Origin of the sequence: Myxococcus guangdongensis (assembly GCF_024198255.1) — a bacterium.
Classification (GTDB): Bacteria; Myxococcota; Myxococcia; order Myxococcales; family Myxococcaceae; genus Myxococcus; species Myxococcus guangdongensis.
This window is the reverse complement of record NZ_JAJVKW010000002.1, coordinates 328,600-354,189: the sequence shown is the minus strand read 5'-3', so window position 1 is coordinate 354,189 and position 25,590 is coordinate 328,600. Positions and strand designations below refer to the sequence as shown.

At 71.4% G+C, this 25,590-nt stretch carries 25 protein-coding genes; 11 read left to right on the top strand and 14 right to left on the bottom strand.

Going from position 1 to position 25,590, the window contains the following annotated elements:
- Nucleotides 1-74: 74 nt before the first annotated feature.
- The 4 genes from gpmI to rsfS form a co-directional block, all read right to left on the bottom strand.
- Nucleotides 75-1,616: a 2,3-bisphosphoglycerate-independent phosphoglycerate mutase gene (gene gpmI / locus LXT21_RS06305; RefSeq protein WP_254037183.1), complete on the bottom strand. Its 1,542-nt coding sequence runs from the start codon at nt 1,614-1,616 to the stop codon at nt 75-77.
- Nucleotides 1,617-1,703: 87 nt separating this feature from the next.
- The gene (locus LXT21_RS06300) at nt 1,704-2,855 is read right to left on the bottom strand and encodes an RNA ligase RtcB family protein (RefSeq protein WP_254037182.1); all 1,152 of its coding nucleotides are present in this window, start codon (nt 2,853-2,855) and stop codon (nt 1,704-1,706) included.
- Nucleotides 2,856-2,925: 70 nt separating this feature from the next.
- Entirely contained in the window at nt 2,926-3,390 is a 465-nt protein-coding gene (locus tag LXT21_RS06295; RefSeq protein ID WP_323394251.1) for a 23S rRNA (pseudouridine(1915)-N(3))-methyltransferase RlmH, read from the bottom strand.
- Nucleotides 3,387-3,959, bottom strand: a complete 573-nt coding sequence (gene rsfS, locus LXT21_RS06290; protein ID WP_254037181.1) for a ribosome silencing factor — start codon at nt 3,957-3,959, stop codon at nt 3,387-3,389. The genes LXT21_RS06295 and rsfS overlap by 4 nt, the downstream gene beginning before the upstream one ends.
- Before the next feature lie 60 nt (nt 3,960-4,019).
- Here rsfS and LXT21_RS06285 point away from each other — a divergent pair, with 60 nt between their 5' ends.
- Entirely contained in the window at nt 4,020-4,334 is a 315-nt protein-coding gene (locus LXT21_RS06285) for a tetratricopeptide repeat protein (RefSeq protein WP_254037180.1), read from the top strand.
- 9 nt (nt 4,335-4,343) lie between these two features.
- Here the strand turns inward: LXT21_RS06285 and LXT21_RS06280 are convergent, their stop codons facing one another.
- A complete protein-coding gene (locus LXT21_RS06280) occupies nt 4,344-5,408 on the bottom strand; it encodes a hypothetical protein (RefSeq protein WP_254037179.1) in 1,065 nt (354 codons plus the stop codon).
- Nucleotides 5,409-5,507: 99 nt separating this feature from the next.
- On the opposite strand from LXT21_RS06280, the gene LXT21_RS06275 reads away from it, so the two are divergent.
- Nucleotides 5,508-6,047, top strand: a complete 540-nt coding sequence (locus tag LXT21_RS06275; RefSeq protein WP_254037178.1) for a hypothetical protein — start codon at nt 5,508-5,510, stop codon at nt 6,045-6,047.
- 11 nt (nt 6,048-6,058) lie between these two features.
- On the opposite strand, the gene LXT21_RS06270 is transcribed toward LXT21_RS06275, so the two are convergent.
- Together LXT21_RS06270 and LXT21_RS06265 are read right to left on the bottom strand one after the other, a co-directional pair.
- The gene (locus tag LXT21_RS06270) at nt 6,059-7,120 is read right to left on the bottom strand and encodes a coiled-coil domain-containing protein (protein ID WP_254037177.1); all 1,062 of its coding nucleotides are present in this window, start codon (nt 7,118-7,120) and stop codon (nt 6,059-6,061) included.
- A 174-nt stretch (nt 7,121-7,294) separates the two neighbouring features.
- Nucleotides 7,295-8,701: a sigma-54-dependent transcriptional regulator gene (locus LXT21_RS06265; protein WP_254037176.1), complete on the bottom strand. Its 1,407-nt coding sequence runs from the start codon at nt 8,699-8,701 to the stop codon at nt 7,295-7,297.
- A 135-nt stretch (nt 8,702-8,836) separates the two neighbouring features.
- Here LXT21_RS06265 and LXT21_RS06260 point away from each other — a divergent pair, with 135 nt between their 5' ends.
- The 3 genes from LXT21_RS06260 (at nt 8,837) to LXT21_RS44760 (ending at nt 12,436) form a co-directional block, all read left to right on the top strand.
- The gene (locus LXT21_RS06260) at nt 8,837-9,412 is read left to right on the top strand and encodes an NUDIX hydrolase (RefSeq protein WP_254037175.1); all 576 of its coding nucleotides are present in this window, start codon (nt 8,837-8,839) and stop codon (nt 9,410-9,412) included.
- A gap of 225 nt (nt 9,413-9,637) precedes the next feature.
- Nucleotides 9,638-10,414: a TenA family transcriptional regulator gene (locus LXT21_RS06255; RefSeq protein ID WP_254037174.1), complete on the top strand. Its 777-nt coding sequence runs from the start codon at nt 9,638-9,640 to the stop codon at nt 10,412-10,414.
- A 231-nt stretch (nt 10,415-10,645) separates the two neighbouring features.
- Nucleotides 10,646-12,436, top strand: a complete 1,791-nt coding sequence (locus tag LXT21_RS44760) for a methyl-accepting chemotaxis protein (RefSeq protein WP_256571354.1) — start codon at nt 10,646-10,648, stop codon at nt 12,434-12,436.
- Here the strand turns inward: LXT21_RS44760 and LXT21_RS06245 are convergent.
- A complete protein-coding gene (locus LXT21_RS06245; RefSeq protein WP_254037173.1) occupies nt 12,420-13,892 on the bottom strand; it encodes a sensor histidine kinase in 1,473 nt (490 codons plus the stop codon). The two genes, LXT21_RS44760 and LXT21_RS06245, sit on opposite strands and share 17 nt — an antisense overlap.
- A gap of 69 nt (nt 13,893-13,961) precedes the next feature.
- Between LXT21_RS06245 and LXT21_RS06240 the strand changes: the two genes are divergently transcribed.
- Entirely contained in the window at nt 13,962-16,370 is a 2,409-nt protein-coding gene (locus tag LXT21_RS06240) for a YfhO family protein (RefSeq protein ID WP_254037172.1), read from the top strand.
- On the opposite strand, the gene LXT21_RS06235 is transcribed toward LXT21_RS06240, so the two are convergent.
- Nucleotides 16,364-17,674: a chitosanase gene (locus LXT21_RS06235; protein WP_254037171.1), complete on the bottom strand. Its 1,311-nt coding sequence runs from the start codon at nt 17,672-17,674 to the stop codon at nt 16,364-16,366. The genes LXT21_RS06240 and LXT21_RS06235 overlap by 7 nt on opposite strands.
- Before the next feature lie 174 nt (nt 17,675-17,848).
- Here LXT21_RS06235 and LXT21_RS06230 point away from each other — a divergent pair, with 174 nt between their 5' ends.
- The gene (locus tag LXT21_RS06230; protein ID WP_046711358.1) at nt 17,849-18,118 is read left to right on the top strand and encodes a GlsB/YeaQ/YmgE family stress response membrane protein; all 270 of its coding nucleotides are present in this window, start codon (nt 17,849-17,851) and stop codon (nt 18,116-18,118) included.
- 10 nt (nt 18,119-18,128) lie between these two features.
- Here the strand turns inward: LXT21_RS06230 and LXT21_RS06225 are convergent, their stop codons facing one another.
- Entirely contained in the window at nt 18,129-18,764 is a 636-nt protein-coding gene (locus LXT21_RS06225; protein ID WP_254037170.1) for a LysE family translocator, read from the bottom strand.
- 102 nt (nt 18,765-18,866) lie between these two features.
- Here LXT21_RS06225 and LXT21_RS06220 point away from each other — a divergent pair, with 102 nt between their 5' ends.
- The gene (locus LXT21_RS06220) at nt 18,867-19,820 is read left to right on the top strand and encodes a helix-turn-helix transcriptional regulator (protein ID WP_254037169.1); all 954 of its coding nucleotides are present in this window, start codon (nt 18,867-18,869) and stop codon (nt 19,818-19,820) included.
- On the opposite strand, the gene LXT21_RS06215 is transcribed toward LXT21_RS06220, so the two are convergent.
- Nucleotides 19,817-20,428, bottom strand: coding sequence for a CGNR zinc finger domain-containing protein (locus LXT21_RS06215; RefSeq protein WP_254037168.1), 612 nt, complete (start codon nt 20,426-20,428; stop codon nt 19,817-19,819). The genes LXT21_RS06220 and LXT21_RS06215 overlap by 4 nt on opposite strands.
- A 222-nt stretch (nt 20,429-20,650) precedes the next feature.
- Complete coding sequence (gene trhA, locus LXT21_RS06210) at nt 20,651-21,325, bottom strand: PAQR family membrane homeostasis protein TrhA (RefSeq protein WP_254037167.1); 675 nt, start codon at nt 21,323-21,325, stop codon at nt 20,651-20,653.
- A 383-nt stretch (nt 21,326-21,708) separates the two neighbouring features.
- On the opposite strand from trhA, the gene LXT21_RS06205 reads away from it, so the two are divergent.
- Entirely contained in the window at nt 21,709-22,395 is a 687-nt protein-coding gene (locus LXT21_RS06205) for an STAS domain-containing protein (protein ID WP_254037166.1), read from the top strand.
- A 34-nt stretch (nt 22,396-22,429) separates the two neighbouring features.
- Nucleotides 22,430-23,026, top strand: coding sequence for a hypothetical protein (locus tag LXT21_RS06200; protein WP_254037165.1), 597 nt, complete (start codon nt 22,430-22,432; stop codon nt 23,024-23,026).
- Between the two features lie 73 nt (nt 23,027-23,099).
- On the opposite strand, the gene LXT21_RS06195 is transcribed toward LXT21_RS06200, so the two are convergent.
- A complete protein-coding gene (locus LXT21_RS06195; RefSeq protein ID WP_254037164.1) occupies nt 23,100-23,507 on the bottom strand; it encodes a DoxX family protein in 408 nt (135 codons plus the stop codon).
- A 106-nt stretch (nt 23,508-23,613) separates the two neighbouring features.
- On the opposite strand from LXT21_RS06195, the gene LXT21_RS06190 reads away from it, so the two are divergent.
- On the top strand, nt 23,614-24,039 hold the full coding sequence (locus LXT21_RS06190) for a winged helix-turn-helix transcriptional regulator (protein ID WP_254037163.1): 426 nt from the start codon (nt 23,614-23,616) through the stop codon (nt 24,037-24,039).
- A 5-nt stretch (nt 24,040-24,044) separates the two neighbouring features.
- Here the strand turns inward: LXT21_RS06190 and radA are convergent, their stop codons facing one another.
- Nucleotides 24,045-25,406 carry a DNA repair protein RadA gene (radA, locus tag LXT21_RS06185; RefSeq protein ID WP_254037162.1) on the bottom strand — a complete coding sequence of 454 codons (1,362 nt, stop codon included), beginning with the start codon at nt 25,404-25,406 and terminating at the stop codon, nt 24,045-24,047.
- Nucleotides 25,407-25,590 lie beyond the last annotated feature (184 nt).

The window sequence follows — 25,590 nt, the reverse complement described above, 5'->3', positions numbered from 1 at the left end:
GCCGAGGAGAGGCTAGGCGGCGGTGGCGGGGAGCGTCGAGCGGATTCGCAGGGGCCCGAATGGGGCCCGCGTGCTCAGGGCAGCACGCCCTGCCGGTTCATCTCCTTCGACTGCGGCAGGTTCATCACCTTGCACAGCGTGGGCGCGATGTCCGCGAGGATGCCGGGGCGCAGCTTCTGTCCCCGGAATGCCGGGTGGATGAGGTGGAAGGGCACCGGATTCAACGTGTGCGCCGTGTGCGGCTCGCCCGTCACCGGGTCCACCATCTGTTCGCAGTTGCCGTGGTCCGCGGAGATGGCCATCACCCAGCCGTTGCGCTCGCACGCCTTGCCGAGCACCCCCAGGCACTCGTCCACCACCCGCACCGCCTGCATCGCCGCGTCCAGCCGGCCGCTGTGCCCCACCATGTCCGGGTTGGCGAAGTTCGCCAGCGCGAAGTCATACGTGCCCGAGTCCAACCGCCGCACCAGCTCCGCCGTCACCTCGCGCGCCGACATCTCCGGCTTCAAGTCGTACGTCTTCACGTCGCGCGGACTGGGCACCAGGTGCCGGTCCTCACCCGGGTAGACGACCTCGCGCCCGCCGTTGAAGAAGAACGTCACGTGCGCGTACTTCTCCGTCTCCGCCGTGCGGAACTGCCGCAGCCCCTGCCGCGACAGAATCTCCGGGAAGATGTCCTGCGGCTGGTCCGGCGCGAACGCCACCGGCAAGTCGAAGGTCTCGTCGTACTGGGTCATGCACACGTAGCGCCCCAGCCTGAGCCCTCCCCGGTCGAACTCCTTGAACGTCGGATACGCCAGGGCCTGCGTCAGCTCCCGCGCCCGGTCCGCGCGGAAGTTGAAGAACAACACCGTGTCCCCATCCTGGATGCGGCCCACGGGTGTCCCATCCCCGCTCGCCAGCACCGTGGGCTTCACGAACTCGTCCGTCACCTTCTCCGCGTACGACGCGCGGATGGCGCTCAACGCGTCCGGCGCCTTGGGCCCACGCGCGTGCACCAGCGCCTCGTACGCCAGCTGCACCCGGTCCCACCGCTTGTCGCGGTCCATCGCGTAGTACCGCCCGCTCACCGTGGCGATGCGGCCCGTGTTCGTCTCGTGGAGGAAGCGCTCCAGTGACTCCACGTAGCCCAGCGCGCTCTGTGGCGGCGTGTCACGCCCGTCCAGGAACGCGTGCACATACACGTGCGGTACACCCCGCTCGCGCGCCGCCTTCAGCAGCGCGTACAGGTGCTCCATCGACGAGTGCACCCCACCCGGGGACACCAGGCCCAACAGGTGCAGCGCCTTGCCGTCCGCCTTCACCCCGTCCATCGCCGCGCGGAGCACCGGGTTCTGCGCCAGCTCGCCCGACTCGGCCGCGCGATTGATGCGCACCAGGTCCTGGTAGACGATGCGGCCGGCGCCGATGTTCGTGTGGCCGACCTCCGAGTTGCCCATCTGCCCCTCGGGCAGACCCACGGCCAACCCCGAGGTCTGTAGCTCGGTGAACGGGTAGGGGCTCGTCAGCTTGTCCAGGTTCGGCGTGCCGGCCAGGAGGATGGCGTTCGCCTCTCGCTCGTGGCGGATGCCCCAACCATCCAGGATGCAGAGCAATACCTTGTGCGCGGGAGTCATGCCCGAACCCTAACCACGCACCCGCCGGACGCGGAGGGGAAAAACGCGCTTCGTCTCCAGGCCCGGGCTTCCTGCCTCGGGGCCGCGCTACTCCTCGTGGGAGCGCGTCTTGTACGTCAGCACCGGCGCCAGCGTGGCCACCACCTTCACCAGCCCCGCCTCCACCAGGTCCGTCACCACCCGGTCGATGGCCTTGTACGCCTGCGGCGCCTCCTCGAAGAGCAGGTCCTTGTTCTCGCAGACGACGTGGCTCTTGAAGCTCGTCCGGGTGAGCGACTCCGCGGTGAAGCGCTCCTTGATGCGCTCCCGGGCCGCCGTGCGCGTCCACTTGCGTCCCGCGCCGTGCGCGAGGCTGTACGCGCTGCCCGTCCCATCCCCCACCGGTGCCACCAGATAGCTCAGCGCGCCACGACTGCCCGGAATCACCACGGGCCCCTCGTCCGCCGGCGCCGCGCCCTTGCGATGCAACCACCGCAGGCTGCCGTCCTCGCGTCGCGGGGTGACGCTGTTGTGGCAGACATCCAACACCCGCCTGGCCGGAGCGCCGATGCCATCCAGCACCCTGCGCGCCACCAGCGCCCGGTTGGCCCGGGCCCACGCCACCGCGTGGTCATGCCGCGTCAGGTACGCCCGCGCCTCGTCCGAGTCCGCCACCAGCCCGCCCGCCGCGTGCCGGTCCACGTGGGCCCGCAGAATCGCCTCGCCCAGTCCGCGCGAGCCCGAGTGCACCAGCAGGAGCAACCGGTCCGCCTCCAACCCCAGCTCGGCGAACGCTCGCGCGTCGTGCACCGCGTCCACCCGCTGCAGCTCGGCGAAGTGGTTGCCGCCGCCCACCGTGCCCAGCGCCCCCTCGAAGCCCGACGGCTTCACCCCTTCTTCCGCCAGGAACCCTTCCACGTCGCCGTTCCAGGGTCCCTCCACATCCAGCTTCGAGGCCCAGCGCTCCGCCTTCGACTTTCGCGCCAGCATCCCCACGTCCCACAACCCCATCCCACAGCCGATGTCGTTGCCCACCAGGTAGGGATAGAAGAGCCCCTCCGAGGTGAAGGCCGCGCCCACTGGCGCCCCCTTGCCCGGGTGCAGGTCCGGAAGTCCCACCGCGGCCCTCATGCCGGGCAGCCGCGCGACGGCCTCCAGTTGTCGCACCGCCTCACCCTCCACCCACGACTGGGGCGAGGCGATGACGCGCACGGTGGCGGCGGGGGAGGCGAGGGTGGTTTCGGTGCTGGCGGTGCTCATGAGGCCCGTTGACGCCTCCTGTCCGGCGGCCCTGACGCCAGCGCCCAGGGGGCCTCGGAGGCCCGCCTGCCTACTTGTGGTACGGCTCACCCTTGAGGATGGTGAACGCCCGGTAGAGCTGCTCCACGAGCACCACGCGCGCCAGCCGGTGGGGCAGCGTCATCTTGGACAAGGACAGCGTCAGGTGGGCTTGGGCCCGCACGCTCTCGTCCAGGCCCTCGTCGCCGCCGATGACGAAGAGCAGGTCGCGCGAGCCCGTCTGGGCCTTGCCCACGTAGCGGCCCAGCTCCACCGAGTCGATGAGCGAGCCGCGCTCGTCCAGCGCCACCAGCCAGTCCTGTGGCTTGCGCTTCGCGAGGATGGCCTCGGCCTCCGCGGCCTTGGCGTCGCCGGGCTTGAGCTTCTTGCCGCTCGCCTCGGCGAGCTCCACCAGCTCGAAGCGGGTGTAGTGCCCCAGCCGGCGGGCATACTCCTGGACCGCCGGCTCGAAGAGGCCCGAGCGGTCCTTGCCGATGGAGAGCAGGCGGACCTTCAGGACACCTTCTCCCGGGCGGCGTCCGCCCAGAGCCCCTCGAGGTCGTAGTGCGCGCGCAGGTCCGTGAGGAACAGGTGCGCCACCACCTCGCCGTAGTCGAGCAGCACCCACTGGCCCGTGTCCACGCCCTCGGTGCCCAGCGCGCGCTCGGGCGCGTCACCCTGCTTGAGCTGCACCTGGACGTTCTCCGCCATGGCGCTCACCTGACGGTCGCTCTCGCCGGAGGCGATGACGATGTAGTCCGCGTACGACGTCATGCCCCGGACATCCAGGATGACGACGTCCAGCGCCTTCTTGTCGATGAGCAGCTGCGCCATGCGGCGCGCCAGGGCCTGCGCCTCGGGCTTCGGCTCGGGGCCACTCTTCTGCTGCGGGGCGGCTGGCAGCTTCGCCTTCTTCTTGGGCCGCAGCGGCGTCTTGCCCGTCGTCTTCTTGCGCGGCGGGGCCTTGGCCTTGGCGGGCGCCTTGCCCTTGGGGGCCGTCCTGCCCGTCGCCGTCCTCTTGGTGCGCGCCGGAGCCTTCTTGGCCGCGCTCTTCTTCCGGGGGGTCGTCTTCTTCTTCGTTGCCATGTGCGGCGCACCCTACCGCACCCTTGGCAACACGCCATGGGTCCTCTAAGGGTCCTGTCCATGAGCGACGCCCGGCTGGAGCAGTTCAAGAAGATGGTGGCCGACTTCCCCGACTCCCCCATGAGCCACTTCTCCCTCGGCAAGCTGTACCTGGAGCGCAAGCAGTACGCCGAGGCCGCCGCCGCCCTGGAGCAGGCCGTGAGGCTGGATGGGACCTACGCGGCCGCCATGGTCTCCCTGGGGGACGCGCTGTCGGGTGCCGGTCAGACGGAGCGCGCCCGCGAGGTGCTCACCCGCGCCAGGGAGCACGCGCTGTCCCAGGGGCACCCGGGGCTCGCCGAGGAGATCGACGAGCGCATCTCCGACCTGGGCTGAGCGTCCTGCTCAGTCGCGCCAGGTGACGCCCACGCCGAACACCTGGCGCGAGTAGCTCAAGTCGTTGCGCGGCAGCCGCGTGCTCCACAGGCCCCAGGACAGCTCCAGGTCCACGCGCTCCGAGACGGGGCGCGACAGCTTCAGGGACAGGGAGTTCTGCCCCTCGTCCTCCTCGACGAGGATGATTTCCGGCGACAGGTAGATGCCGTCCGGGTAGCGCGTCACGCCCAGCGAGCCCTGCGCCAGCAGCGTCATCCGCCAGGGCAGCCGCACCCCGGCGTTCGCGGACACCCGGTGGCGCAGCACCGTCTCCCCGTAGCTGTTGGAGGAGACCTCCTGGTACGTGTACCGCAGCCCCAGGGTCAGCGGCCCCCGGTAGTTGTAGCCGACGCCCGCGGTGAGGGCGCCGTCCTCGCGCCGCCCCGGGGAGCTCTCCACGCCCGGCCGCGGACGCGCCAGCGGCCCGTAGCGCCGCGCGCCCCAGTCGCCGAAGACGGACAGGCTGTGGCGCCGGTCGAAGCGGTAGCGCCCCAGCACGCCCAGCTCCAGCCCGCCGAAGTTCGCGGTGGGGTCCGGCCGGTAGACGAACCTGCGCGCGCCGGCGCGCACCCGCAGCGCCAGCCGCACGTCCGGGGCGTACTCCGCGAACGCGCTCGCGCCCAGATCCGAGTACGCGCGCGAGCCGCCCCGCCGGTCCTTCACGTGCCCCTCCGCGCCCAGGCCGAACTCCGTGCCCAGCGCCAGCGAGGCCTCGAGCGCGCCGGCCTGGATGAGCGTGTCCTCATCCGCGAAGCCCGCGTACTTGCGCGCGCCCAGCTCGTAGCGGCCGACGAGCTGCGTGCGCTCGAACGTCCCCTTCCCCTCGGCGGAGCCCAGCACGCTCAGCGCCGGGTCCACTCCGGGCGAAGGCGTGCTGCCGTCGGTGAAGTCACGGGGCGCGTTGGTGTCCGCCAGGAGCCTCAGGGTGCCCTTGAGCGCGCCCTCCCACTCGGCCGCGGCCGCGGGACGGGCGGTGGCGAGCACCAGGAACACCAGGAGGGTAGGGCGGACGCGGGACACGACGCGGGGCACCATACCCGGCCTCGTGCCTGCACGCCCCACTCGCGGGAGGGCGGGGCCGGCCGGTTGGCTGGCGACGGTGACGACACGGCCCATGCCCGATACATTGTTGGAATGCGCCCTGCCTCACTCCTCGCGGCGGCGGTCGGCCTCGGGCTGGCCGCCTGCGCCCAGTCGACGTTCATCACCGAGGTGAGGGGCGAGACCACCGTGCCCGCGAGCCTGCCGGGCGGCAGCACCGAGCTCAACGCCTTCCCCGCCATCAGCAGCTTCGCGGGGATGGACTTCGACCAGAACCAGGACTTCAAGAACCAGGGGCTCTCCAAGAGCGAGGCCACCTCCGTCCACGTCGACTCGCTCTCGCTGCAAATCCTCAGCCCCAACGACGCGGACTTCAGCTTCCTGGACAACGTGGAGTTCTTCGTGCGCGCCGGTGACCGCGAGTCGCGCATCGCCTGGAAGAACGACCTGTCCAGGAGCAGCCCGCGCGCGCCCAACCCCACGCTGCGGCTGGACCTGGCGGACGTGGAGCTGCAGCCCTTCGTCGCCGCGCCCACCATGAGCATCATCATCCGCGGCAAGGGCCGTACGCCCGAGCGGGAGGTGCGGCTGCGCGCGGTGGTGCGGCTGGAGGTCGAGTCCGGGCTGCTCTAGCCCGGGGGCCCCTACTTCGTCAGCTCCTGCGCGCGGCGCTCCAGCGCGCCGGCCCGTCCATCCAGCTCCTTCGCCAGGGTCTCCAGGCGCTTCGCCTCGGCCTCCATGGCCGTCAGGTCCACCGGCCCTCCGGCGGCCAGGTCCTGGGCGCGCACGCCGTCCACCAGCGGGCGGCGGTCCTGGGCGCGGGCGGACATGGGCTCGGGCCGACTGGGGGTGGGCGTCTCGGGGCCGGGGTCCGGCCCTCCCGTGGGAGCACCCGGGTTGCCCGACATGGGCGGCGAGTCGCTCGAGCCCTCGGAGTCACTCTGGAACATGCCGCCGCCGCGGTCGCTGGGCTCCACCCGCAGGCTCCGGTCCGAGCTCATCCGGAGCCGCAGCCGCCGGTCCTGCTCGTCGAACATCGACTCCTCGCCGAGGAAGTCACTCATCCGGCGGTCCAGGTCGCGCTCCTCGCGCGCCTCGGTGATGCGCGCGCGCATCAGCTTGAGCCGCTCGCGCACCTTGTCCTCGGCGTCACGCAGGGTGTCCGCCTGCTCCAGCAGGTCCTCCGGGTCGTCGCCGCCCGTCGTCGTCCTGTCCAGCGTGGGCACCTTGGAGGCGGGCAGCGCCAGGCGCACCGCGTCGCGCTCCGTGCGCGTGGTGCGCATCACCTCGAGCAGCGTGGCGCGCTGGGCGCGGTCCGCCGTCTTGTCCCAGGCCGTCATCAGCCGCGCGAGCTCGTCCGACAGCGCCTGGTGCAGCGCCACGTGCGCGCGCTCCGACTCGCCCTCCGCCGTGGACACCGCCTGCGCCAGCTGCGTGAGCGAGCCGCTCAGCTCCTGCGAGCGCCTCAGCGCCGTCTCCAGCTCCGTGCCCGTCGTCAGCCGCCCCTGGGCCTTGGCCTTCAGCGTCTCGATGCGCTCGGCCACACCCTGCAGCTCGTCCCGCAGCGTCTGCTGCTGGGTCCTCAGCCCCCGGGCCTCGCTCCTCGCCACCTGCGCCCGCGCGCGCGCCGCCTCCAGGCCGGACGCGGCCCAGGTGGGCACGCCCACCAGCAGGCACAACGCGAGGACGAGGGAGCGGGGGTTCATCAACGGCCCCTCATGAGCAAGCCGGATGCCAGCCTCGCGTCGCCCCCGCGTCCCGGCCCCGCGCGAAAAGCGCTGGGATTCCAGGCGTCTGGGTGCGCCTGGAGAGACGGGGTGGGGTGGGGGGACCGGTGGAAAGTCATGGGGGACGGGCCAGGGGTCACGGATTTCCGAGGATCACCCCTCCTCGGGCGCGGTGCCCTTGGGGAGGAAGCCATACTTCTCCAGCTTGTAGTACAGCGCCGACGTCTTGATGCCCAGCAGGCGGGCGGTCTCCGTCTTCACCCCGCCGGCCTTTTCGTAGGCGCGGGCGATGAGCTGGCGCTCCAGGTCCTCCAGGATGTCCGGCAGCGGCCTGTCGCCGTGCGGCACCGGCAGCCCCGCGTCCATGCGCGGCGTGCCGCCGGTGAGGTGGCCGGGCAGGTCCTGGGCGGTGAGCACCTCGCCCTCGGCGAAGACGAGCGCCTGCTCCACCACGTTCTCCAGCTCGCGCACGTTGCCGGGCCACGCGTGGCGGGCCAGGGCGCGCAGGGCGCCCTCGTCCAGCCCCGTCACCCGGCGGTTGACGCGCACCGCGTGCTTGGCGACGAAGTGGCGCGCCAACGCGGAGATGTCCTCGGGGCGCTCGCGCAGGGGCGGCAGCAGCAGCGGGACGATGTGCAGCCGGTAGTACAGGTCCTCGCGGAAGCGGCCCGCCTTCACCTCGGCCTGCAAATCCCTGTGCGTGGCGCTCACCACGCGCACGTCCACCTTGAGCGTTTCCTCGCCGCCCACGCGCTGGATCTCCTTCTCCTGGAGCACGCGCAACAGCTTGGTCTGCACCGTGTGGGGAATCTCCCCGATTTCGTCGAGGAAGAGGGTGCCGCCGTCGGCCAGCTCGAAGCGGCCCAGCTTGCGCTTCACCGCGCCGGTGAAGGCGCCGCGCTCGTGGCCGAACAGCTCGGACTCCAAGAGGGTCTCCGCCAGCGCCGCGCAGTGCACCACGACGAAGGGCCCGTCCTTGCGCGGGGACTGCTGGTGCAGCATGCGCGCGATGAGCTCCTTGCCCGTGCCGCTCTCGCCGCGCACCAGCACCGTGGCGTCGCTCATCGCCGCCTTGCGCGCCTGGGTGAGCAGCTTCTGCATGGGCTCGCTGTCGCCCACCAGGCTGCCGTGCGTGAGCGCCGCGTCCGCGTCGTGCGCGGCGGTGCGCCCCTCCAGCTTCTCCACGCGCCGGCGGGTGCTCGCCAGCTCCAGCCCCTTGTCCACCTTGGCGCGCAGCACGTCGGGCGTGAAGGGCTTGGTGATGAAGTCGTAGGCGCCCTCCTGCATGGCCCGCACGGCCGTCTCGATGGTGCCGAAGGCCGTCACCACCATGACGACGGCGGAGGCGTCCAGCGCCTTGAGGGCCTGGGTGACGGCGATGCCGTCCATGCCGTCCATCTTCAAATCCGTGACGACCAGGTCGAACGGGGCCTTGCGGTAGGCGGCCAGCCCGTCCGCGCCGCCGCGCACGGCGGACACGGCGTGGCCGGAGCGCGTGAGCGAGACGGTCATCCCCTCGCGGAGGGTGTCGTGGTCGTCGATGACGAGAATGCGCGCCATGGAGGTGCTGGCCCTCGGGTCCCGGGTGCGTCCGCATGAGAACACACCCGGGCGAACCCTACACCGCTCCGGGCAGGCCGGCCGCTTCCAGAAGGCGCTGGCGTGTGAGGGCCCGCCGGAGATACGTGGTCGCGCATGGAATCCCAGAACGCCCACGCCCTGCGGGAGCTCCTGTCGCGCCACGTCCCCGGGGACGACCGGGAGCGCCAGGACCTGGAGCGGATGCGCCAGCACGCGGCCACGCTCGCCTCCCCCTTCTCCCGCGCGCAGCTCACCGCCCACTTCACCGGCAGCGCCGTGGTGGTGGACCCCCAGGGCGAGCGCGTGGTGATGGTGCTGCACGGCAAGCTCCACCGGTGGCTGCAGCCGGGCGGACACGCGGACCCGGTGGACGGCGGAGACATGGAGGCCACCGCGCTGCGCGAGGCGCGCGAGGAGACCGGGTGCCGCGTGGTGCTCCACCCCACCGCGCCCCGCCCGCTGGACGTGGACGTCCACACCATCCCCGCGCGGCGCGACGAGCCCGAGCACCAGCACCTGGACGTGCGCTACCTCGTCGTGGCCGAGGACCCGGCGTCGCTCGCGCACGACCCCCACGAGTCCTCCGGCGCGCAGTGGCTCACCTGGGACGAGGCGCTCGCCCGCGCGGACGAGGCGCCGCTCCAGCGCATGCTGGAGAAGGCGCGCCGCCACGTGGCCCGCACGAAGTGAGCCCCAGCGGGGTCGGCGTAGGTCGTAGAGACAGGCGCGCTGTGGGGCGCGCGACGCCCCCAGGGGTCCCCGGATGAAATCTGAAACAAGGCGGTGAGAAAACCGTCGGGCGACGACAGTCGCGTGGCCACGTGGAGGTGCTGTCACCACTATGGGGCCGCTCTGGCGGGTGAGGGGGGCCATGTCGGTCTGGAACCCGCCGGGATGCAGGAGCGTCGTGCCGCCATGTCGTCTTCCGAGCAGGAAGTGCGCAGCCTCACGTCTCGAGTGCCCGTGCAGCGCTATGGGCCTCCACCACTGAACCCGTCGGCGCATCCCCGCTGGCTCGAGTCCATGCTGGATTCGACCCGTCGGGACTGGGACGCGGCGTGTTGGCCTCCGCTGTTCCGTGACACCGCCGAGGGACGGCGCCCGCCGCTGGCGCACTGGCGCCGCGTGCTGTCGCAGTTCTTCCTCATCGTCGAGTCCTTCCCCAAGTACATGGCGCTGTCGCTGGCCAAGACGTCGTACGGCCGCTCCGAGGGGGACGCGAGCATCCGCCGCTGGCTCCTGCAGAACCTGGCCGTGGAGGCGCGGCACGCCGAGTGGTTCATCGACTGGGTGCGCGCGCTCGGCCTGGAGCCCGAGGCGCTCTTCCGGGTGCGGCCGCTGCCGGAGGTCCTGGCGCTGCACGCGCACCTGCGCGACACCTGCGCCTGCGGCACGCTGGCGGAGGGCATCGCCGCGTCCAACTGGGCCATCGAGGGTGTCACCGGCGTGTGGACGCGCGACGTGGTGGAGCCCTTCCGCGCCTATGCCTCGGTCGGCGCGCGCATCGACGCCAGCGCGATGATGTGGCTCAAGGCCCACGCGCGCTATGACGACCTGCACCCGGTGGAGGCGCTCGAAATCATCAAGCTCTGCACGGACCCCACGGGGGACGAGCCCGCTCGGGTGCTCGACGCCACGCGCAAGTCCCTGCGCCTCTACACCTCCGCCATCCGCGCCTGCTGTGTGGATTGAGGCCGAAATCGCCGCGTCTGTCTTCTTGCTCAACCTTTCCCAAGGAGGGTGATTTCCCGGTTGTGTATGCCTTTCGACGAGCGCCCGGCTGACGGGAGTGCAATGTCTGGAACCGGGCGTGCGCCGCTCGCTTTCCCCTCGACGACGTGCGGAGAATGGGGGCCATTCGCCATCCCTCCATTCCTGGATTCACCGCGTCCCATGGCCGGAGGCGCGGGAAGGCAAGCCCGCATGAGCATCGAAGATTCGTTGATTCGCGAGTATCGCTGGCGCGCGCTCAGGGTGTTCCTGTCGTGGGTGGTTCCCGCGGCGCCCATCGCGGCGTACCTCAACGGCATGTCCATGGGGGTCGCCGGGTGGGAGGGCGTGAGGGCGGTGGCGTGGGTGCTGCCGCCCATCCTGGTGGGCCTGGGGATGCTCTACCCCGCGCTGCTGATGCGATGGATGGTGGGCAACGCGCTGCGCTCGCGCGCGGGCGACAAGCCCGGTGAGCGGCTGGAGCGCATCCTGCGGCTGCCGTGGCGCGTGGCGGTGGGGACGTCGTGGGTGGGGTGGACGCTGGGGGGCTTCTGGTTCAGCCTCCACGTGTGCCTGACGTGGCACAAGGATGTGTCGCAGGTGGTGCTGGGGACCATCATCGGCGTGTGCTGTGGCGTGCTGCTGGGCTTTCCCATCAGCGTCTCGCTCGAGCGGATGTTGTTGCCGCTGGCGTTGGAGGAGCAGCGCAAGCACGCCATGGTGGCGCAGGAGGGCGGCGGCTTCTCGTGGCCCCGGCAGGCGTGGTTCCTGCCCTTCACCTTCGGCGGCTCCATCATCTCCGCGTTGGTGCTCAGCGGCTGCGTGGTGGTGGTGAAGCTGGAGGCCATCCGGGACACGCTGGCGCTGCAGTTGGAGTCCGAGGGCGCGCGGCGCTCGGCGCGGATGTTGATGGAGCTGGGCGGGGTGCTGGCGGGGGAGCTGGCCTTCAGCCTGGCGTGGGTGGGCGGGCTGCTCCTGCTGCCGGGCATCACCATGTGGATGCTGGCGCGCAGGCAGGCGCGGGCGGCGGACGCGGTGGGGCAGGCGATTGAATCCGTGGCGGCGGGGCGCGTGGTGGCGCCCGCGTGGGTGTCCACGGACGAGATGGGGGATTTGGCCGCGGGGATGAACGCGGTGCTGGCGCGGCTGCGGCAACTGCCCCTGACGTTGCAGTCCTCGGCGTCGCGGCTGGGGGAGGCGGGAGGCCACCTGCGCGCGGCGAACGACGCGCAGCAGCAGAGCCTGTCGAAGCAGTCGGCGGCGCTGCACCAGGCGCAGGTGACGTCGGAGGAGATACGCCGCACCTCGAGCATGGCGGCGGACCGGGCGGAGGCGGTGCTGCAGGTGGCGCGGCGCGCGGAGGCGCTGGGGCTGCAGGGCGAGGCGGCGGTGGAGAAGAGCGTGGCGGGGCTGGCGGACATCCGCGGCGCGGTGGACGGCATCCAGCAGCGGCTGGACAAGCTGGCCCGGAGCGCCTCGCTGATTGGCGACATCACGGAGACGGTGAAGGATTTGGCCGCGCAGTCGCACCTGCTCGCGGTGAACGCGGCCATCGAGGCGGCGCGCTCGGGGGAGCAGGGCAAGGGGTTCGCCGTGGTGGCCCGCGAGGTGCGGGCGCTGGCGGACCAGTCGCTGCAGTCCACGCAGCGCATCCGCGACGTGCTCCAGGACGTCAGCGTGGGCATCCAGGACGCGGCCCGCATGGGGGAGCAGGGCGTGCGCACCATCGGCTCGGGGCTGGACCAGATGCGGGCGTCGGGAGATTCGCTGCGGGCGCTGTCGTTGATGTCGCAGGAGAACTCGGCCGCGGCCCGGCAGATCGCCGCCGCCGTGACGCAGCAGAACGCGGGCATCTCGCAGATCTCCATCGCCATCTCGGACCTGTCGCAAATCATGGACGCGACGATGAAGCGGCTGGAGTCCACCCAGGAGGCCACGCGCACGCTCGCGCAGGTGTCCGGCGAGGTGGGGCAGATGGCGCGTCAGTTCAACGAGGCGGGCTGACAGCGCCCAACGGCAGCGTCAGGGTGAAGGTGGTGTCGCCCGGCGCGGACGTCAGGTGCAGCTCGCCTCCGTGCGCGCGGGCAATCTTGCGCGCCAGGGGCAGGCCCAGGCCCGTGCCCTTCTCCCGGGTGGTGAAGAAGGGCTCGAAGATGCGCTCCTTCTGGAGCTCGGGCACGCCCGCGCCGGCGTCGTGGACCTGGATGGCGTAGCGGCCCTCGTGCACGGCGCCGTGGATGCGCACGTGGCCTCCGGACGGCGAGGCCTGCACGGCGTTCTTCACCAGGTTCAGGAGGGCGGCGGTGAGCAGGCTGCCGTCGGCCTCGAGCAGGGCGGGCGTGGCCTCCACGTCCAGCACCACGCCCCGGGACTGGGCCTCCGCGGAGGACAGCTCGCTGACGATGGACAGCAGCGCGGGGGCCTCCACGGGCGCGCGGGCCAGGGGCTGCTCGCGGGCGAAGGCGAGGAAGTCGTCGACGATGCGCTGCAGGAAGGCCACCTCGCGTTGGATGCGCTCGACGTGCGTGCGGGCGTCCTCGTGAGCGCCGGCGCGGAGGTCCTCCTGGAGCAGGCCGGAGAACAGGGCGATGCCGCCCAGGGGGTTGCGCACCTCGTGGGCCACGCCGGCGAGCATCATCTTGAGCTGTCGGTCGCGGCTCTCCAGCGCGCCGCGCATCACCTCCAGCTCGCGCGCGAGCACGCCGATTTCGCGCGTGGGCTCGGGGGGCACGGGCGTGGTGAGGTCGCCCCGGCCGATGCGCAGGGCGGAGTCCATCAGCCGGCGCAGCGGGCGCGACAGGCCCCGCGCGGTGAGCAGCGCGATGACGGCGAGGGCGGCGAGGGCGAGCGCGCCCATGATGGCGAAGGTGCGCGACAGCCGCTGCAGGGGGCCGAAGAAGGCCGCGCTGCCCTCCACGCCCACCGCGCCCACCACCTGGCCGGACTGGGTGATGGGGGCATAGCCCGTCTTGTAGAGGCGCCCGTCGGAGCCGGTGAAGAGCACCTGGCTGGCGGCGTGTTGGCCGGCGAAGACGCGCGCCAGCTCCAGCCTGTCTCGCGCGAGCTCCGGCACCTCCGCGCCCACGGGCAGGCCGCCGCCCACGTCCGCGCGCACGCGCCCCTGCACGTCCACGGCGAAGACGCGGCGCACGTTGCTGGCCTCGCGCACGCCTTCGAGCAGGCGCACCACGTTGCGCCACGTCCGGGTGCCGCCCACGTCGTCGCCGGGCTCGATGGTGAGCATTCGCTCGCCGTTGAGCTGGCTGGCGGTGGCGGCGGCGATGTTGGAGAGGCTGGTGCCCAGCTCCTCCTCGAGGATGGCGCGCGCCAGCTGGTACACCGCCGTGCCCGTCACCGCGAGGATGAGCAGGGTGGGGACGAGGAACGCCGCGAGCAGCCGCGTCGACAACAGGTGGGGGACGTCCCTCCAGCGGAAGGTGTTTCGGCGCTCCGGGCTCATGCGTGGGCCGGACTCTAGCCGAGCCCCGCTTCGAGGGCCCTGCCTCCTCTGCTAGAAGACGGGCACCGCATGTCCTCTCCTCTTTCGACCCGCGCGCGCGAGGGCCTCCTCGTCCTGGGGGCCTCGGTCCTCGGGACGCTGCTGTTCTTCCATCGGCTGCTCGCCTCGGGGGGCGTGTTCTGTGAGCGGGACATGCTGCGCGTGTACGCCCCGACGCGGGAGTACTGGGCGACGTGTGTGAGCCAGGGCGCGTGGCCCAGCTGGTATCCCTTCAACGCGCTGGGCCAGCCCTTCGCGGGCGCCACCGTCACGGGCGCATTCCACCCGGCCAACGTGCTGATGCTGCTGTTCGACGGCCCGGTGGCCCTCACGGTGATGGTGCTCGCGTGTTATCCGCTGGCGGCCACGGGCACGTACCTGTTCCTGAGGGCGCGGCGGGTGGGCATCGAGGCCTCCGTGCTGGGGGCGCTCGCCTTCACGCTGAGCGGCTATCTGGTCAGCCTCACCAGCAACCTGTTGTACCTCCAGGCCGCGGCCATGCTGCCGTGGCTCCTGCTGTTCTCGGACGCGGTGCTGACGCGGGCCTCGCGGGCGGCGGCGGGCGCGCTGGGCGTGACGCTGGCGCTGGTGCTGCTCGCGGGAGATCCACAGGGCTTCACGGTGGGCGGCGCCACGGTGGCGCTGGTGGTGCTCCTGGGGCCGCTGGGTGAGGGCGTGACGCGACGCCGCGCGGCGCTGGTGGCGGGGGCGGGGCTCCTGCTCGCGGTGGTGGTGGCCGCCGCGCAGCTCTGGGCCTCCGCGTCGGTGTTGCCGGAGACCTTCGCGCAGCGGCGCACCGCGGAGGCCGCGCAGCTGTGGTCCGTGCATCCGCTGCGGGTGCTGGACATGACGGTGGGCAATGTCCTGGCGCTGGAGCCGCCGCTCCGGGGCGCGGTGGCCCAGGGGTTGTTGAGCCTGGGGACGACGGACTTCTGGGCGCGCTCGCTCTACGTGGGCCTGCCCGTGTTGTTCCTGGCGGGCGTGGCGGCGTGGGCGCGGCGTCGGGAGCGCTGGGTGCAACTGGCGCTCGGGTTCGTGGGGTTGGCGGGGCTGTTGATGCTCGGCCGACACACGCCGCTCTACGGGTGGGTCTATGAGCTGCTGCCGCCCTGGAGGGCCTTCCGCTATCCGGAGAAGCTCACGGTGCATGCCACGTTCTGGCTGGCCGTGCTGGCCGCGTGGGGCGCGGACGTGCTGCTGGAGCGCACGCGGGACGAGCGTCGACGCGCGGCGTGGGGTCTGCTGGGCACGGGCGTGGGGGTGTTGCTCCTGGCCATGACGGGGACGGGGCTGTGGCTGGTGGAGTCCCTGCGGGGGCTCTACTCGGGGCCCGCGGAGGTGTGGCGGGAGGTGGCGCGCCAGCTGGGCGAGCGGCTCACGGTGGATGCGGCCTGCGTGGCCGTCAGTTGCATCGCCATGGGCGGCGTGGCCCTCTTGCGCGTGCCCGCGCGGCGGGTGGGCGTGGCGTGGGTGGCGCTGCTGGCCGTCGACCTCGGGCGCGCCACGGAGCCCGCGTATGTCTCCTGTGCGCGGAGTCTGCTCGATGCGCCGCCACCGTTCGTCGAGACGCTCCAGCAGCGCGTGGGGGCGCCTTTGCAGGGACGGGCGCGTGTCTTCACGGCCGCGGGCATCGCCCTGCCGGAGACGATGGAGGGCTTGAGCCCGGACGAGACGCAGGTGGCGGGCGCGCGCGTGGTGCTGGCGGCGGACTCGGCCGCGTCCTGGGGCGTGGAGAGCGCGAACTGGTATCTGCCCGCGCTGTCCGCTCGCGTGGCGGACCTGCTCAAGGACCCGCAGCAGTGGTGGAACCGCTTCGGGCCGCTCGCGGGCGTCGGGTACTTCGTGGCCGATGAGCAACAGGTGAAGGCCCGGGGGCTGCAGAGCGCGGTGCTCGCCACGAGCGAGCCGTTCCACGTGGCGCTGCTCGCGCATCCCCGTCCGCTCTCGCGGGTGTATCTCGCCAGGCCTCTGTGCGTGGCGAACGCCGAGGAGGGACTGGCGCTGCTCTCCTCGCCGGGCTTCGTTCCCGGAGTCCAGGCCGTGGTGGAGTGCCACGAGCCGTTGCCCGTGCCGCCCGAGGGTGAGCCACTGGGGCAGGCCAGGCTCGAGCGGTACGGGGTGGACGAGGTGGAGGTGACGGTGCAGGCGAAGCACCCGGCGGTCCTGGTGCTCTCGGATGCATACTTCTCCGGCTGGAGCGCCACCGTGGACGACGTGCCGACGGAGGTCCTCGTCGCCAATCACGCCCTGCGCGCGGTGGCCGTCCCGCCGGGTGCCCACCGCGTGGTGTGGCGCTACTCACCTCCGGGCGAGGGCGTCTCGATGGCGGTGAGCGGCCTGGGGTTCCTCGTGTGTCTGCTCCTCATGGTGCCCTGGCCGCGCCGCCCACGTCCCGCGCCCGGAGTCACGCCCTCCGGGCGCTCGGACACCCCTCACTGACACGAGAACGTGTACGAGCCGGGCGTGCTCCAGGTGCCGTCCGCGTTGATGTTGCGCACGGTGTAGCCGCTGAACGGATAGGAGGAACCCCAGCAGTCGCTGGCGCGCACGTCGTTGCGCACGGCCGCGGACAGGTCCCAGTTGCCCCGGCGGCGCAGCTTCTCGTACGCGGCCACGCGGTCGATGGCCTGCAGCCACGTGGAGTCGGCCGCCAGCACGTCGCGGCGCTTCTCCAGGAAGCGCTGCAGCCACGACGACTCGGTGATGCCGTTGTAGCCCACCGCCGGCGCCACCTGGCCCGTGTTGCCCAGCGCGTTGTTGGCCGCGCGCACCAGGCTCTTCACCCCCGACTCGCCGTGGTTGATGTACGCGTCATACAGCGCCATCTTCGACAGCGCGCTGGTGGCGCCCCACTTGTTCGCCTCCGCCATGGCCGGCGTGTAATAGAACTGGTCGCTGACCTGGTCCTGGCACGCCTTGAAGTCCGCGCGCGTGGTGTTGTTGTTGTAGCTGGTGCCCCAGTCCGCCCGCCAGTTGCCGAGGACATCCAGCTCCGACGTGGATGGCTGCGATTGCCCCGTGGACAGGAAGCGGTTGTTGATGGTCGTCAGCCCCGGCATGTACTTGGCCATCAGGTTGCCATTGGCCGCGCTGCGCCGCGCGTTGTAGCACTGGATGACCTGGATGGCGTCGCCCGTGCCCGTGCAGAACCCCGCGCGCCCGCTGGTATACCCGCGCCCGTCCTGGATGTTCTCCGAGTACGCATACGCGAGCACCGGCGTGTCGTTCTCCCAGATGCTCGTGAGGCCCTCCGACACCTTCTTCTGGTTCTCCGTCAGCCCGTTCCCCGTCGGAGGCGGCGTGCTCCCGCAGCTCGGGTCGCTGATGACGACGTTGCTCGCCGTCCACGACGTGTTCGAGTTCGTCGAGTAGTAGAACGTGTAGGACGCGTTCACCCCCACCGTCAGCCCCGAGGTGCGCGAATACGTGCACGTGCTCCCGCTCTGCGTGTGCGTCCACCCCGGCTCGTCGTGGTCACACGTCACGCCGCTGGGGACGCCGAACGCAATCGTCGGGCTCGTCATCGCCGCCGTGCCCGTGTTCTTGAAGACGAGCGTTCCCCACCAGTCCGCCCCCACGTACGTGTTCGTCGTAATCACATACGCGCAGGCCGCAAGCCCCTGCGCCCCACGGGCCTCCACCGGCCCAGCTCCCACCTCCGCCCCTCCACACCCCACCAGGGCCCCGGCCCACAGCAGTGCTCCACACTTCATCCACAGTGAATCATTCCGATGACGACCCATGGGCGCTCTCCTTGGCAGACGCGCTCATGAGCTAACTCCGAAATAGCAGAAAGTCAGTTTAAACCCGCCTCGAGTCCGCCTGCCTGCCCTGCGAACGTGCCGGCCTCCGTTTGAGCGCGACCCAGCGTGCTTAGGTTTGCGCCAGACACATCAGTGCGACCCGAGGAGGAAGAGATGTCTTTGGAAACGATTCTAGTGTGGGCGGTCATCGGCCTCATCGCCGGTTGGTTGGCGTCGGCCGTGGTCGGCGGGGGCTACGGGCTCATCGGCGACATCGTCGTGGGTGTGGTGGGAGCGTTCCTGGGCGGCTTCATCTTCCGTGCCCTGGGGGCGGGCACTCCCTTCGGCGGACTCGCCGGGACCATCTTCGTGGCCTTCATCGGAGCGGTGGTGCTGCTACTCATCCTGAGAGCCATCCACTCGACACGCGTCCGACGCACATGAGTGGGCGGCTTCAGGTGCCGCGCCAGCCCTCGAGGGCGGTGACGACGGCGGCGAGCACCATGAGGCCTCCCACGGCTCGAGCCACGCGCGCGCTGGCGGAGGGGCGTGACTCCAGCCAGCCGCGCGCGCGGTCCGCGACCAGGGTGATGGCGCCGTACACCGCGCCCTGGGTCAGCGCGATGATGGACCCCAGCACGAGGGCCTGGAGCCACAGCGGCCCGTACGCCTCGCGCAGGAACTGCGGGAACACGGCGAGCATGAAGACGTAGGCCTTCGGGTTGAGCAGGTTGGTGAGCGCTCCCCGGCGGAACGTCGCCAGGGCGGAGCGCTGGCCGGTTTGCGAGGACGGGGAGAAGGTGGACGGGCTTCGCACCAGCGCCACCCCCATCCACGCCACGTAGAGCGCCCCCACCCAGAGCAACACGTTGAACGCGGCGGGCATCACCGTGAGCAGCACCGCCACCCCCGTCGCCCCCACCACCACGTGACACACGCCGCCGGAGATGATGCCGCCCACCGCGGCCAGCCCCGCGCGCCGTCCTCCCATCAGGGCGCTGGCCAGCACGAAGGCCATGTCCAGCCCGGGCAGGATGATGATTCCGAACACGAGCACGAAGAACAGCCAGAGATGGGACGTCTGCGTCATGGGGCGCCCTCGAGGGGGGAGCGGGGAGGGCGGCACCGTACGGAGCATGTAGGGCGGAATCGGTCCTGATTCGGGCGCCGCCTGGCGTTAGGTTCCCGACCCATGTCCCGGCCCACCACGCGCGTGCTCACCGTGCTCGAGTTGCTGCAGACGCATGGGCGGATGAGCGGCTCGGAGCTGGCGCGGCGGCTGGAGGTGGACCGGCGCACGGTGCGCCGCTACATCCTGAAGCTGGAGGAGCTGGGCATCCCCATCACCGCCGAGCGCGGCCGGGACGGCGCCTACATGCTGGTGGCGGGCTTCAAGCTGCCGCCGATGATGTTCACCGACGACGAGGTGCTGGCGCTGTCGGTGGGGCTGCTCGCCTCGCGCGGGCTGGGCCTGGCGGAGGCGGCCCCGGCGGTGGCCAGCGCCCAGGCGAAGCTGGAGCGGGTGATGCCCGCGACGCTGAAGCGGCGCGTGCGCTCCGTGGACGAGTCGGTGACGCTCGACATCTCCCGCGCCCGTGAGATGGCGGACAACACCGCGCTCGTCTCACTGAGCTCCGCGGCCCAGCTGCGCAAGCGCGTGCGCCTGGGCTACCGCGGCGCGCGCGAGGAGGACACCGAGCGCGACTTCGACCCGTATGGCCTGGTCTGGCGCGGCGGGCGCTGGTACGCGGTGGGCGTCTGTCACCTGCGCGAGGACTTGCGCACCTTCCGGTTGGACCGGGTGCGCTCGGTGCTCCCGCTCGACGTCTACTTCACGCGGCCGGACGGCTTCGACGCGCTGGCGCACGTGGAGGCCGCGGTGGCGTCGCTGCCGCGCGCGTTCGCGGTGGAGGTGCTGCTCGACACGGACCTGGACCGGGCGCGCCAGCACCTCTTCGCCACGCTGGGCGTGCTGGAGGCGGTGCCCGGCGGCGTGCGGCTGTCGGGACAGACGGATGACCTGGACTGGTTCGCCCGGGAGCTGTCGCGGCTGCCCTTCGCGTTCCACATCCAGCGCCCCGACGGGCTGCGCGCCGCCTTGGAGGCCCGCGCCCAGAAGCTGCTGGCCCTGGCGCGCGGTGGCTAGCGGGCTTCCTGCCGCTGCCGACGCCGGAACTCGGCCACCTTGGCCTTGTTGCCGCAGCCGGACATGGAGCACCAGCGCCGCAGCCCCGAGCGCGAGGTGTCCACGAAGAGCAGGCCACAGTCCTGTTGCTCACACGTCCGCACGCGCTCCGCCAGCTCGCCGCCGAGCAGCTCCGCGCCGTCGCGCGCCACCGTCACCAAAAGTCCTCGCACGTCCGCGCCCGCCCAGAACAGCCCACGCGGCCCCAGCTGCGGCGCGGGCGGCGGCTCCGCGGCCCAGCGGTTGAGGATGGAGCGGTCCCTCGCGGAGAAGTTCTCCCCGCGCGCGCGCGCCAGGGCCAGCCGGTGGAGCGCCTCGCGCAGCTCGCGCGCCTGGGCCAGCTCCTCCAGCGTGGCCTCCTGCACCTGCGCCGCCAGCCCCGCGGCGATGAGCCACCGGGTCAAATCCCTCGGCGTCTGGAGCAGCTCCTGGCTCGTCTCCTTCAGCCGCCCCGCCAGCGTCGCCGGCAGGTCCAGCGACACACGCCCCGCGCGGAACGCGAAGCCGTCCCTTCGCTCTCCCTTGGAAACCGGCGGGGCGGGGGGAGCAGCGCGTTGCCTGGCGACCATGGAGAGACCTCGAGGAGGGGGAACCGCAATGGCAAACTACCTGGAATGCGCGCCAACGCACGCGAGAAGTTGGTAACCCCTCAATGGGGTTTCATTTCGGCGCATGCGTGGGTTTCACCCCATGTCTGGCTTCGGGACGGAGCGCGCCCGGGCCCCTAGAGGAAGCGCGCGAGGACGCATGCACGCATCGTCCTGGTGCGGGCACGCGCCGTCACCCCGTCGTCACCGGCTCCAGAGGAAGTCGACGAGCACCAGGTAGTGCGTGGAGGCGGCGGCGATGACCATGAGGTGGAAGACCTCGTGGTAGCCGAAGACGGTGGGGTGGGGGTTGGGCCACCTGCGCGCGTAGACGACGGCGCCCACCGCGTAGAGCAGCCCGCCCACGACGAGCCAGGTCGCGCGCGGGGTGCCCACCACGGAGGGCAGCCGCAGCATCACCGGGGCGGAGAGCGCGCCCAGGATGACGTAGAGCACCGAGCGCACCCCTCGCGTGCCGGAGATGCCGAAGAGCGACAGGCCCGCGCCCGTGAGCGCGCAGGCCCACATCACCCAGAGCAGGTGCCGCGTCCACGCGTCCGGTGCGTCCAGCGTGGCCAGCGGCGTGAAGGTCCCCGCGATGAGCAGATAGATGGCCGCGTGGTCCATCCTCCGCAGGCGCTGGTACGCGGCGGGGCCCCACGTGGGCACGTGGTAGGTGGCGCTGGTCCCGAACATCAGCACCAGCGACAGGCCGAAGACGCAGTCGGCGAAGTGCTGCAGGCCCCGCGCGGGCGCGAGCGCGAGCACGATGAAGCCGCACAGCGCCGCGAGGAACGCGAGCGCGTGCGACACGCCTCGCAGCCGGGGCTTCACCTCCGCGACGACGGCGCGGAGCTCGGGAGGGACGATGGACGCCATGCCCCCTGTCCTAGTCACGCCGCGTCACCGGTGCGTCAGCGACTCCCACATCCCGTCCACCCGTGGACGCCGGGCCCGCCGCGAGCGTCGACTGCTCCGCACTCCCGGACTCCGCGGGCGTCCAGAAGCCCCCACGCGCGCCCCCGCGTCCTCGACGCGAAGCGTTGTCGCGCATGCGGTCCGCGAGCGCTCGCCCGTCCGTCAGGGTTTGAGTCCCTGGTTTGAGAGGGATTGGCCGGGAGGCGGGCTTTTCAATGTTTCATCCGGGTCCATGTCCACCCATTTGAAGCATTGAGAGGTTTTGGGCATACCTTGGTGTGTCGAATCACGTTTCGGGCCGTCCAACGCCAACTCCCTCGTCCACGGCCCGGGCCTCATCGCCCATGAATCAGTCGCAACCGCAGGTCATCGAAATCAACCTCGAGCGTCTCGAGCGCATCCGGGACGTGCTGGCGATGATTTCGCTCGGGGAGTTCAACCCGGACGAGCATCTCATCACGGTGGAGAACCATGACGTGTTCTCCTCGTTCGAGGACACCATCAACCTCTTCGCCCGCCAGCTCCACGCGTCCGTCCAGGAGAGCGAGCAGTCGATGCTCAAGCTCGACGCGGCCCGGCGCGAGCTGGAGGACAAGCTCTCCACCATCGAGAAGCAGCGGCTGGCCATCCGCGACCTGTCCACGCCCATCATCGAGCTGTGGGAGGACGTGCTCACGCTGCCCATCGTCGGCGTGGTGGACACCCAGCGCTCGCTGGAGATGACCGAGCGGCTGCTCCACCGCATCTCCCAGGGCAAGGCCCGCTGCGCCATCATCGACATCACGGGCGTGGAGGTGGTGGACACCTCCACCGCGAACCACTTCGTGAAGATGGTGAACGCCGCCCGCCTGCTCGGCACCTACTGCGTGGTGACGGGCATCAGCCCGGTCATCGCCCAGACGCTCACGCAGATTGGAGTCGACCTGCGGGACGTGAAGACGCTCGGCAGCCTGCGTGACGGGCTGAAGGAGTGCTTCCTGTACCTGCGCAACCACACCGCCCACCGCGCCCTCGACGCGGGTGGCCGGTAGCCTTCCGAACCCTTCTCAGGAACCCTGAACTCACATGTCTCAAGTCACCCACGAGCCCGGCATCACCGTCACGGGCGCGAGCGTGGCCTCCATCGTGGAGGCCATCCAGTCGTTCTCCGTCCTCGTCAGCGCGCTGCTGGACGTGATGAAGGTCCCCGCGCGCGGGGCGGGCGCCGAGCGCGCCATCGACGTGGCGGCCTGGTACCCCCTGGAGGACTACCTCCAGGCGTACCGGAAGATCGACTCCCTCTTGGGAGGGCGCGGCCTGGAGAAGGTCGGCTCGATGATTCCGAAGAACGCCGCGTTCCCGGCGGACATCACCGACATCCACAAGGCGCTCGCCTCCATCGACGTCGCCTTCCACATGAACCACCGGAAGAACGGCAAGTCGATGTTCAACCCCCTGACGGGGGAGATGGCGGACGGCATCGGCCACTACTCGTACAGCGCGGTGCCCGGGAAGAGCGAGGGCCACGTGGTGTGCGGCAATCCCTATCCGTGCCGGTTCGACCAGGGCCTCATCAAGGGCATGGCCCAGCGCTTCATGCCCCACGCCGTCGTCACGCATGACCCGAACCAAGGCTGCCGTCAGAAGGGCGGCGCTTCCTGCACCTTCGTCGTGACCTGGTAGCCGGCGGCGACCTCCCTCTTGTCCGCCGCGTCCCCGCCGAGAACGAGGGCGCGGCGGCATGCATGGAGGCTGCCTAGTTGGTGCCGCGCAGGGGCAGCAGCGCCCGCACGCGCGCGTCGCGCAGGAACAGGCCGCCCCAGGCGATGACGCCCAGCAGCACGGGCACGAGGAACGAGTCGCCCTGCCGCACGTGCGTCACCGTGGCGCCGCCCAGGTAGCCGGTGACGAGGATGGCCCCCAGCACCGCCGTGCGAGGCACCGCGTAGAGCAGCGCGGAGAGCAGCTCCACGACGCCGATGGGCAAGAGCACCGACGCCGGGAAGCCCGACTTCGCGAAGCCCTCCACCACCTCCGGGGGCTGACGCAGCTTCATGGACGCGCTGGCGACCAGGGCCAGGACGACGAGGCCGGAGAGGACCCGGCCCGTCCAGAGGGCCCAGGGCTTGGATGCGGGGATGGCGGTGGGGGCGGCGGTCGTCATGGGGGACGGCTCCTGATGGGAGTGGGTTCCGAAAGGTTCGTCGGTTACAACGGGTAACCGGCGCACCTGTAACGGTGGCCCGATTTGTCCGCAAGAAGGCACATCCATGTCACCGCCTCCCGCGAAGCGCTCCCGCTCGAAGACCCCCCACGGCGCCACCGAGTCCTGTCTGGCGGTGCGCGACATCCTCACGCGCGTGGGCGACAAGTGGAGCGTGCTCGTCGTGGGCAGCCTGGGGGAGGGGCCGCTGCGCTTCAGTGACTTGAAGCGCGGCATCGAGGGCATCTCCCAGCGGATGCTGACGCTCACCCTGCGGGGGCTGGAGCGGGACGGGCTGGTGACGCGCACGCAGTACCCCACGGTGCCGCCCCGGGTGGAGTACGCGCTGACGCCCCTGGGGCATACGCTGCTGGAGCCCGTCCAGGTGCTGGCCCGGTGGGCGCTGCGGAGCCGCACCGCCATCCAGACGGCCCGGGGCCGCTACGACACGCGGCCCGCGACGCCCGCTCCGTCCGGTCCCACGCGGAGGTAGGGCCGTCAGTCGAACATGGCCCGGAGCGCGTCGCCCAGGGTCTCCACGCCCACCACGCGCAGCTTCGTGGCCTCCATGCGGCGGGCGCTGCCCGCGGGCATCACCACCCGCTTGAAGCCCATCTTCGCCGCCTCGACGAGCCGGGGCTCCACCTGGCCCACCGCGCGCACCTCGCCCGCCAGGCCCACCTCGCCCAGCACCAGCGTGTGCGGGTCCAGCGGCCGGTTCTGCAGGCTGCTCACCAGGGCCGCGCAGACGGCCAAATCGCACGCGGGCTCGTTGAGCTGCATGCCGCCCGCGACGTTGACGAACAAGTCACACCCGACGAGGGGAATCTCCTCCTTCTTCTCCAGCACGGCGGCGAGCAGGGCCACGCGGTTGCTGTCCACGCCGATGGCGGTGCGCCGCGCGGTGCCGTAGCCGGTGGGGGCCACCAGCGCCTGCACCTCCACCAGCAGGGGGCGGGTGCCGTTGAGGGTGCTGGTGACGACGCTGCCGGACTTGCCCGCGGGGCGCTCGGACAGGAAGAGCGCGGACGGGTCCGTCACCTCCACCAGCCCCGCGCCCTTCATCTCGAAGACGCCAATCTCGTTGGTGGAGCCGAAGCGGTTCTTGTGCGCGCGCAGGATTCGGAACGGGTGGCCGCGCTCGCCCTCGAAGTAGAGGACGGTGTCCACCATGTGCTCGAGCACGCGGGGGCCGGCGATGGAGCCCTCCTTCGTCACGTGGCCCACGATGAAGGTGGGCACCCCCGTGCGCTTGGCGTAGGCCATCAGCCGCCCGGCCACCTCGCGCACCTGGGTGATGCTGCCCGGCGCGTTGCCCAGCTCCGGCAGGTACATGGTCTGGATGGAGTCCACCACCAGCGCGCGCGGCTGGAGCGACTCGGCGGCGGCCAGCACCCGCTCCGCGTCCGTCTCCGCGAACAGGTGGATGCAGTCGCCCTCCACGCGCAGCCGCTCGGCGCGCATCTTCGTCTGGCGCAGGCTCTCCTCGCCGGAGACGTAGAGCACCGCGCCCTGGCGCGCGAGCTTGTCCAGCGCCGCGAGCAGCAGCGTGGACTTGCCGATGCCGGGGTCGCCGCCCAGGAGGACGACGGAGCCCGCCACCACGCCGCCGCCCAGCACCCGGTCGAACTCCGCGATGCCGGTGCGCTGGCGCACCTCCGCGTCACCGCTGACATCCTTGAGCAGCATGGGCTTCGCCGCCCCACCCGAGGCGCCCCAGGCCGGGCGCTTCTCGTCCTGCTTCGCCCCGGCTTCCTCGAGCAGCGAGCTCCATGCGCCACAGTCCGGGCACTTCCCCAGCCACTTCGCCGTCTGGTACCCGCACGCCTGACAGGTGTAGTGCGTCTTCGCCTTCGCCATGGGTCGGGTGTGTACCGCACTACCCTGACGTCGCCACGGGCGGACGAGCAGGCACGTCTGGAGGGCAGGCAGGCTTGGTGTCAAGACCCATGCCGTCGAGTTGTCCCTTGGGGAGGGGCGACCCAGCTTCATTCCCACGGGCGGCGCGAACGGCGCTGACCCTCACACAAGCCGGATGGGCGCC

Bases quoted from the DNA above. Each gene is read 5' to 3' on its own strand.
- gpmI (WP_254037183.1), bottom strand. From the start codon at position 1,616: ATGACTCCCGCGCACAAGGTATTGCTCTGCATCCTGGATGGTTGGGGC.
- LXT21_RS06300 (WP_254037182.1), bottom strand. From the start codon at position 2,855: ATGAGCACCGCCAGCACCGAAACCACCCTCGCCTCCCCCGCCGCCACC.
- rsfS (WP_254037181.1), bottom strand. From the start codon at position 3,959: ATGGCAACGAAGAAGAAGACGACCCCCCGGAAGAAGAGCGCGGCCAAG.
- LXT21_RS06285 (WP_254037180.1), top strand. From the start codon at position 4,020: ATGAGCGACGCCCGGCTGGAGCAGTTCAAGAAGATGGTGGCCGACTTC.
- LXT21_RS06280 (WP_254037179.1), bottom strand. From the start codon at position 5,408: ATGGTGCCCCGCGTCGTGTCCCGCGTCCGCCCTACCCTCCTGGTGTTC.
- LXT21_RS06275 (WP_254037178.1), top strand. From the start codon at position 5,508: ATGCGCCCTGCCTCACTCCTCGCGGCGGCGGTCGGCCTCGGGCTGGCC.
- LXT21_RS06270 (WP_254037177.1), bottom strand. From the start codon at position 7,120: ATGAACCCCCGCTCCCTCGTCCTCGCGTTGTGCCTGCTGGTGGGCGTG.
- LXT21_RS06265 (WP_254037176.1), bottom strand. From the start codon at position 8,701: ATGGCGCGCATTCTCGTCATCGACGACCACGACACCCTCCGCGAGGGG.
- LXT21_RS06260 (WP_254037175.1), top strand. From the start codon at position 8,837: ATGGAATCCCAGAACGCCCACGCCCTGCGGGAGCTCCTGTCGCGCCAC.
- LXT21_RS06255 (WP_254037174.1), top strand. From the start codon at position 9,638: ATGTCGTCTTCCGAGCAGGAAGTGCGCAGCCTCACGTCTCGAGTGCCC.
- LXT21_RS44760 (WP_256571354.1), top strand. From the start codon at position 10,646: ATGAGCATCGAAGATTCGTTGATTCGCGAGTATCGCTGGCGCGCGCTC.
- LXT21_RS06245 (WP_254037173.1), bottom strand. From the start codon at position 13,892: ATGAGCCCGGAGCGCCGAAACACCTTCCGCTGGAGGGACGTCCCCCAC.
- LXT21_RS06240 (WP_254037172.1), top strand. From the start codon at position 13,962: ATGTCCTCTCCTCTTTCGACCCGCGCGCGCGAGGGCCTCCTCGTCCTG.
- LXT21_RS06235 (WP_254037171.1), bottom strand. From the start codon at position 17,674: ATGGGTCGTCATCGGAATGATTCACTGTGGATGAAGTGTGGAGCACTG.
- LXT21_RS06230 (WP_046711358.1), top strand. From the start codon at position 17,849: ATGTCTTTGGAAACGATTCTAGTGTGGGCGGTCATCGGCCTCATCGCC.
- LXT21_RS06225 (WP_254037170.1), bottom strand. From the start codon at position 18,764: ATGACGCAGACGTCCCATCTCTGGCTGTTCTTCGTGCTCGTGTTCGGA.
- LXT21_RS06220 (WP_254037169.1), top strand. From the start codon at position 18,867: ATGTCCCGGCCCACCACGCGCGTGCTCACCGTGCTCGAGTTGCTGCAG.
- LXT21_RS06215 (WP_254037168.1), bottom strand. From the start codon at position 20,428: ATGGTCGCCAGGCAACGCGCTGCTCCCCCCGCCCCGCCGGTTTCCAAG.
- trhA (WP_254037167.1), bottom strand. From the start codon at position 21,325: ATGGCGTCCATCGTCCCTCCCGAGCTCCGCGCCGTCGTCGCGGAGGTG.
- LXT21_RS06205 (WP_254037166.1), top strand. From the start codon at position 21,709: ATGAATCAGTCGCAACCGCAGGTCATCGAAATCAACCTCGAGCGTCTC.
- LXT21_RS06200 (WP_254037165.1), top strand. From the start codon at position 22,430: ATGTCTCAAGTCACCCACGAGCCCGGCATCACCGTCACGGGCGCGAGC.
- LXT21_RS06195 (WP_254037164.1), bottom strand. From the start codon at position 23,507: ATGACGACCGCCGCCCCCACCGCCATCCCCGCATCCAAGCCCTGGGCC.
- LXT21_RS06190 (WP_254037163.1), top strand. From the start codon at position 23,614: ATGTCACCGCCTCCCGCGAAGCGCTCCCGCTCGAAGACCCCCCACGGC.
- radA (WP_254037162.1), bottom strand. From the start codon at position 25,406: ATGGCGAAGGCGAAGACGCACTACACCTGTCAGGCGTGCGGGTACCAG.